Source organism: Aeromonas sp. HMWF016 (assembly GCF_963878195.1).
In the GTDB taxonomy this organism is placed as follows: Bacteria; Pseudomonadota; Gammaproteobacteria; order Enterobacterales; family Aeromonadaceae; genus Aeromonas; species Aeromonas lacus.
In genome coordinates, this window is the sequence record NZ_CAWNWX010000020.1 from 36,229 (window position 1) to 42,517 (window position 6,289).

Below are 6,289 nucleotides of genomic sequence, written 5' to 3' on the forward strand. Positions count from 1 at the left end.
ACATGGACCCACCCCTCATGCACTTCCAGCACCTGCAAGTCCAGCTCGGAGAAGCGGGCGTGGGAGTTGAGCTTGATGTAGTCGCCACCGGCCGCCGCGTCCGACACGATGCCATCGCTCAGCTTGACCTGCACGGTGCCGTCACTGAAATAGCTCGACAGCTTGCCCTGCAATTTGGCCACTGCAGCTTCTCCCTCGAACTCCTTGGGGTAGGGGCGTACCAGATGGCGGGCGCCGGGGAGGGAGAAGATATCGCACAGGCGAGCACCCAGCTCCTTGAGGGTCTTGCGATCCCCGCGCAGGTGATCGCTGGCAGAGCCATAAAGCAGCTGGCTATAACGCTGAAAATCGGGTTGGCCTCGCTGGCGTAGCATCTCGATCACCACCATGTACTGATCGACTGTCTCTTGCAGGATGAGCCCCAGATCATCTTGTGGTCCCAGCTTTCTGCGGATCCTGTCCCGCAGCTCCTTGAGTTCGAGATATTTGTTGCGCGGATCAAAGCCCAAGGGGAGGGCTTCGTAGAAGCGGCGGTCGATGGCGGGCAGGGTGCGCCCCCCATCAGCCAGAAAGCGCTCCTGAGTATGTCGGGGCCACTTGATGGCATCCAGAATGCGAATGGGTTTTTGCAGGGCGAGCAGCTCATCCGAGAGGGATTTCAGATGGAGGCGATACTTTTCTTGGATGGTCATGGGGCCCCCTGTGGGGCAAGCGTAGCCGTGGATTGGGCTGAGTATATGCATAGCGCTTGCCAAAAAGAAGCAAGCTGCGCGGTTATTGGGCTGGCGTGCTTTTGGTTGCCGGAAAATTGGTTTAGACTGCGCCCCTCGATCCCAATCTTGTCGTGGAAATAATGAATATCCCCAGCTCCGAAATGATCATGCGTTGGTTGCAACAGGCTCGTATCGAGCACTACGTTTGCGATCAGTGCCATGGTATCCACATTGTCTCCTTGCAGTCGGTCGATGGCATTCAGGAGAGCCGGATCTTCGTGGAAGAGGAAGGTCTGCTGTTCTCATCCGAGCTGGAAGTGCGTCCTTCGGCCCTGCTGCCGCTGGTGGCTGAACTCGGTCGCTTCAATATGCAGTACCCCTCGCTCAAGGTATTCCTCGACATCATCGACGACAACCTGCCGCGTCTGGTCATTGGCCACACCGTGTTTACCAAGGCGGGCCTGAGTGTCGAGCAGTTCCTGCTGTTTGTGCAGAGCACCATTGCCGCGACCCATGAAGTGGTTTCCGAATGTGAGCGTTTGGGCTTTCTCAACCTGCCTGAAATGCAGGTCGCGCCGGAATCTGTACATTAATTCCGCGAACGATCTGTTTTGCCAAAAAAGCCGTTGACGCGGGCGGGGCTTTCCCCTAAATTACGCCCCGTTCCAGCGCAACGGCGCAGCGAACACCGTGTTGGCTGAACACGTTAAACAGCAGACAAAAATTTGGTGAGGTGTCCGAGTGGCTGAAGGAGCACGCCTGGAAAGTGTGTATACGGCAACGTATCGAGGGTTCGAATCCCTCCCTCACCGCCAAATGATAGGCCCAAGCAATTGAATTGCTCGGGCCTTTTCTTTATGTGCGATTTTCGATATGCCATCTGATAGTTCTTGTTGCGTTGCTATGGTTCAAGTTTGCTCAATATGTGCGACATGATGCTACGGTGGCGACTTGCCTGTGCAGAGGGTGATAAACCTTTCACCGCACAAGTCGTTATAACTCCCGCTCGATAATGGGCCGTTCCCTCCGCTCACTTCGAAAATGTTCTTAGTAGGTGTCGTCTGCCTGTGCTTTGCTCCGCTCCGCTCAATCATGGCGATGACGTTGGCGTGCCGGATAGTTGCAAACTGATTCAGTCAGATCTGATAAGCACTTTGGGAGAGACGAGCTACGGGTGTTTGACCATGCAAAATATGCCGTTTCTCAAGCTTGTCGAGACCGATACGTACAGCGTCTCCAACGTGTAATTGCCGCAGGTTCTAGTGTGCCGGGTGATTGTCGTTGCTACGGCCAGCATAAATATCCAGTTGGCGCATGCCCATGATGGCAAAAACGGCGTTTTTGTACAGGGGCTGTGGCCTGGATCGACTCGTTGTAACAACGTTGGGCAATGAGAGGGGGGGGGGGATGCCGCTGGTCAGCGCGGGACATAACCACTAATCGCTGGATTGCTCTGGTCATCGCAACATAGAAGAGTCGCCGCTCTTCCTCGATGTTGTTCGTATTGCTTTCTACGCAGCGTTGCCATCCACCATCAAAGATCAAAACATGGCGATACTCTTTCTCCTTTAACGCTATGCACAGTGCTGAGGAGCACGCCCCTGCCAAAGGTGACGCAGTTCGCGCTCAGATATTCGTAAAGAAACAGCAAGAAATTAAGTTGGTACTGCTGTTCATCAATGTCCTGATACTCGTCGACGAGCATGCAGTCCTCCCAGTAGTTCGGTCAGGCGCCGGCGCAGGGGCATCGCCGCATTATGGTTGTAACAGAGCAACATGATCCTGGATGGAGCGACTTGCTTGACCCCGGGCCTGCCAGTACAAGCAGGTTTTGCTCGGGCGTTGTCTGGACAATCTGCTCCTGGGCCCGGGTGTGAAGGTCTTCGACGATGCGCTTCTAGGAGTATTCGCTGGTTGCCAACAGGGTATGGCGAAAATTGCGGGTGGCGCCTGTGACGCGATGGCGTTGATCAATTGTCTGCTCAATCTGGGACCAGATTCGGTTGAAGGTGAGTTGGTTGAGTTCCCGAGAGAGATATTTGACATCAATGGAGCCTTTCTCGTCTCCCGAGCGACCAGCTGGTCAGCAAATTGCGCAGCAAGCCAGGGTTACACCGTTCATGCCGCAGATCTTTGATGGCCTGATTGACCAGTCGAATGTTAAAGATCAGCCCTTGTCCTGTATCAGGTTCGGGTTCTTTTTTACGAAAGGTATCCAGCATCACCTTTTCAATACTGTGTACTTGCTCGCAGAGCACCCGGGCGTTGTCTCTCCTTTTGGGGTCAAGTAGTCAGTAACTTTCCCAAAGGGGAACGGATCATATCCGTCTTAACTCGGCATATTCTACGGTCTTCACCGCTTTTACGACCCCATTGGCTGCAGCTTATCTGCGACATCAAGGGGAATCAGCCACTGTGATTGGCCCAAGCGTGGGACTGGAGAATTTTATCTTTGGTTCAAGCCGTCAGGCGCTGGGGCGGGTAGGGGATGTATTGAGGGACTTGCAGGGGGGAACCTGTTTTTACGGTAACTAAGGTGATACAGGGGAATGGTGAGGTAGACCATTTCATCCCTTGGCGTCATTATCCAATCGATTTGGGTCACAACTTCGTACTGGCACACGCCAGCTGTAACTGGAGCAAAGGGGATTTTCTCGCAGCTCCCGAGTACAGGGATGCTTGGTACGAGCAGAATATCCTGACGTCACAGGACGTACCTCACTGACGATCTGGCCCGTGGTGAGCGTCGACGCCGAGCGTTCTACCGCTATCGCCACTTGGGCCTATCAGCAGGCTGTCCGTGAGCATGTCCGTATTGACGAGTTGGTGGACGTGACTGCCCCTGGTGTGGGGATGAGTCACCCAAACGTCTCTAGACTCTTATGAAACAGATACGAAAAAGCCCAGCCATGAGGCTGGGCTTTAGAATGTGGCTCCCTCGACAGGACTTGAACCTGTGACATACGGATTAACAGTCCGCCGTTCTACCGACTGAACTACGAGGGAATTGGCTCCTCCTACTGGACTTGAACCAGTGACATACGGATTAACAGTCCGCCGTTCTACCGACTGAACTAAGGAGGAATTGCCTGTCTCGTTGAGACGGGGCGAATAGTAATGACCAGAAAGACGGGTGTCAACCCGCGAACCTGAGGAAAAACAGATTTTCAGACCGTTTGCCCAAAACTTGGCCTTTGCGGTTTATTTTCAGCACAATCAGTCCCTTGCCCATAACCATTGTTGTCATTCATCGACATGCGGCCTCGGGCTCTATGGCAATCGTGCGGCGAACATGTCGGCAACGTGCAAGGGGGCAAAAAGCCATTGTGGTGGCAAACGTGGCGCCAAAAAGGTAGTGGCGTCCATAAAGTTCGGGGATTTGGCTGGAAATGAGTCAAATGATGCCGGATTGTGGTATTCATTGATCCTGCCCATCGAAATAGTGGCGCTGCTGGAGTAAGGTTACGCAGGATACCATCGCCGCGTCGACAGCTCTGCCGGCCCTTGATGATGATCGGGCGCCGGATCCCTCCGGCCTTTATCTCCCTCTTCTTGGTATTACGTATACATGCACAAGCAAGCCTCTTTAAATAGCGTGAAGCTCGCCATAGCCTTGCGCCAATCCTGTATTGATGAGCCCTATAGCATGGCCCGTTTTGGCCGTGACCTGATCGCCGGTGTGACGGTGGGCATCATTGCCATTCCGCTGGCCATGGCGCTCGCCATCGCCAGCGGTGTTCCTCCGCAGCATGGCCTCTATACCGCCATCATCGCCGGTATCGTGATTGCTGTGACCGGTGGCTCCCGCTACTCCATCTCGGGCCCGACTGCTGCCTTCGTGGTGATCCTCTATCCGGTTGCCCAGCAGTTCGGGGTAGGTGGCCTGTTGATGGCCACCCTTATCTCCGGTCTCTTTCTGGTGGCGATGGGTCTAGCCCGCCTCGGTCGTCTTATCGAATACATCCCCCCCTCAGTAACGCTGGGTTTTACCGGTGGTATTGCCATTGTGATCGCCACGTTGCAAATCAAGGATTTCTTCGGTCTGAGCGTTCCTCATATGCCGGAAACCTATCTGGGCAAGGTCGAAGCACTGGCCACCGCCATGCCCAGTTGGCAATGGGGCGATACCCTGGTGGGCGTTGCAACGTTGGCCGTGTTGCTGCTGTGGCCTCGGCTCCGGCTGCCGGTTCCAGGCCATCTGCCTGCCGTGCTGGTGGGGGTCGGTCTGGGCTTTGGCCTGCATCAGTTTGGGGTTGATGTGGCCACCATCGGCAGCAAATTCAGCTACACACTGGCAGATGGCACGCAAGGGATGGGGATCCCGCCCATCGCGCCGACTCTGGTGATGCCTTGGGCGCTGCCCGGGCCGGATGGTGCCCCGGTGACCTGGGATCTGGCCGCCCTTGAGCGGCTGTTGCCTGCTGCTTTCTCCATGGCGATGCTGGGGGCCATCGAATCGCTGCTCTGCGCCGTGGTGCTGGACGGCATGACCGGCCGCAAGCACAGCTCCAATGCCGAACTTCTGGGGCAGGGGCTTGGCAATATCTTCGCCCCCTTCTTTGGCGGTATCACCGCCACTGCGGCCATTGCTCGATCCGCTGCCAACGTGCGTGCCGGCGCAACCTCTCCCATCTCCGGCATCGTGCATGCGCTGGTGGTACTCGCTGCCATTCTGGTGCTGGCACCCTGGCTCTCCTGGCTGCCACTGTCGGCCATGGCTGCGCTGCTGCTCATCGTCGCTTGGAACATGAGTGAGGCGCACAAGGTAGTTGAACTGATCCGTCGTGCTCCCAAGGCGGATGTACTGGTGCTGCTGGTCTGCCTGTCGCTGACCGTTATCTTCGACATGGTCATCGCCATCACCTTCGGGGTGATCCTCGCCTCCCTGCTCTTTATGCGCGAGATCGCCAAGATGACCCGGCTGCACAATCTGGCCGAGCACAAGCGCTATGCCAGCGAAGTGCCGGCCGATGCGCGGGTTTACAAGATCAATGGGCCGCTCTTCTTTGCTGCTGCGGAGCGGGTGTTTGCCGAACTGGCCGCCGAGGTGAAAGGGCACCGCATGCTGGTGTTGCAGATGGAGGCAGTCTCGATTCTGGATGCCGGTGGCCTCTCCGCTTTCTTGCAGTTTGGCAAGCAGATGGCCGCGGCGGGTATCGAACTGCGCGTCGCCGAGCTGCAGTTCCAGCCGCTCAAGACGCTGGCTCGTGCCAAGGTGCGCCCGCAACCCGGCAAGCTGGAGTTTTACGGCTCGCTGGAAGAGGCGCTCAAAGGAGAACATTTGCACGAAGCGGTGGTAAATTGAATAAAAGGGATACGAAACGGCATGTTTTTGGTCAGTTGGTTCGGATATTGAGCAAACGAACGCAAAAAGTAAAAAATTGCATTGACCACATGCCCTCGTATCCCGTACATTACGCCCCGTTCCAGCGTAACGACGCAGTGAACACCGTGTTGGCTGAACACGTTAAGCAACAGACCAAAATTTGGTGAGGTGTCCGAGTGGCTGAAGGAGCACGCCTGGAAAGTGTGTATACGGCAACGTATCGAGGGTTCGAATCCCTCCCTCACCGCCA

The 6,289-nt window shown here is 55.8% G+C and carries 6 protein-coding genes and 4 tRNA genes; 5 read left to right on the forward strand and 5 right to left on the reverse strand.

Annotated elements, in window-relative coordinates:
- On the reverse strand, positions 1 to 692 hold a 692-nt coding region (locus tag AACS24_RS02390; RefSeq protein WP_258223060.1), incomplete at its 3' end, for a flavohemoglobin expression-modulating QEGLA motif protein.
- A gap of 161 nt (positions 693 to 853) precedes the next feature.
- On the opposite strand from AACS24_RS02390, the gene AACS24_RS02395 reads away from it, so the two are divergent.
- On the forward strand, positions 854 to 1,306 hold the full coding sequence (locus tag AACS24_RS02395; protein ID WP_081849277.1) for a YbjN domain-containing protein: 453 nt from the start codon (positions 854 to 856) through the stop codon (positions 1,304 to 1,306).
- Between the two features lie 134 nt (positions 1,307 to 1,440).
- Positions 1,441 to 1,528, forward strand: a tRNA-Ser gene (locus AACS24_RS02400).
- A gap of 469 nt (positions 1,529 to 1,997) precedes the next feature.
- Here AACS24_RS02400 and AACS24_RS02405 read toward each other — a convergent pair.
- The 4 genes from AACS24_RS02405 to AACS24_RS02420 all read right to left on the reverse strand — a co-directional run bounded on the left by AACS24_RS02405 (position 1,998) and on the right by AACS24_RS02420 (position 3,797).
- Positions 1,998 to 2,321 (reverse strand): 3'-5' exonuclease, encoded by a 324-nt coding sequence (locus tag AACS24_RS02405; protein ID WP_108572251.1) that lies wholly within the window; start codon positions 2,319 to 2,321, stop codon positions 1,998 to 2,000.
- Between the two features lie 437 nt (positions 2,322 to 2,758).
- A complete protein-coding gene (locus AACS24_RS02410; protein ID WP_181364286.1) occupies positions 2,759 to 2,935 on the reverse strand; it encodes a hypothetical protein in 177 nt (58 codons plus the stop codon).
- Between the two features lie 708 nt (positions 2,936 to 3,643).
- Positions 3,644 to 3,719: transfer RNA gene (locus tag AACS24_RS02415), tRNA-Asn, on the reverse strand.
- A 2-nt stretch (positions 3,720 to 3,721) separates the two neighbouring features.
- A tRNA-Asn gene (locus AACS24_RS02420) sits at positions 3,722 to 3,797 on the reverse strand.
- A 49-nt stretch (positions 3,798 to 3,846) separates the two neighbouring features.
- Here AACS24_RS02420 and AACS24_RS02425 point away from each other — a divergent pair.
- The 3 genes from AACS24_RS02425 (at position 3,847) to AACS24_RS02435 (ending at position 6,289) form a co-directional block, all read left to right on the forward strand.
- On the forward strand, positions 3,847 to 4,173 hold the full coding sequence (locus AACS24_RS02425) for a hypothetical protein (protein WP_146181448.1): 327 nt from the start codon (positions 3,847 to 3,849) through the stop codon (positions 4,171 to 4,173).
- 108 nt (positions 4,174 to 4,281) lie between these two features.
- Complete coding sequence (gene dauA, locus AACS24_RS02430; protein WP_108572253.1) at positions 4,282 to 6,018, forward strand: C4-dicarboxylic acid transporter DauA; 1,737 nt, start codon at positions 4,282 to 4,284, stop codon at positions 6,016 to 6,018.
- A 183-nt stretch (positions 6,019 to 6,201) separates the two neighbouring features.
- Positions 6,202 to 6,289 (forward strand) — tRNA-Ser (locus tag AACS24_RS02435).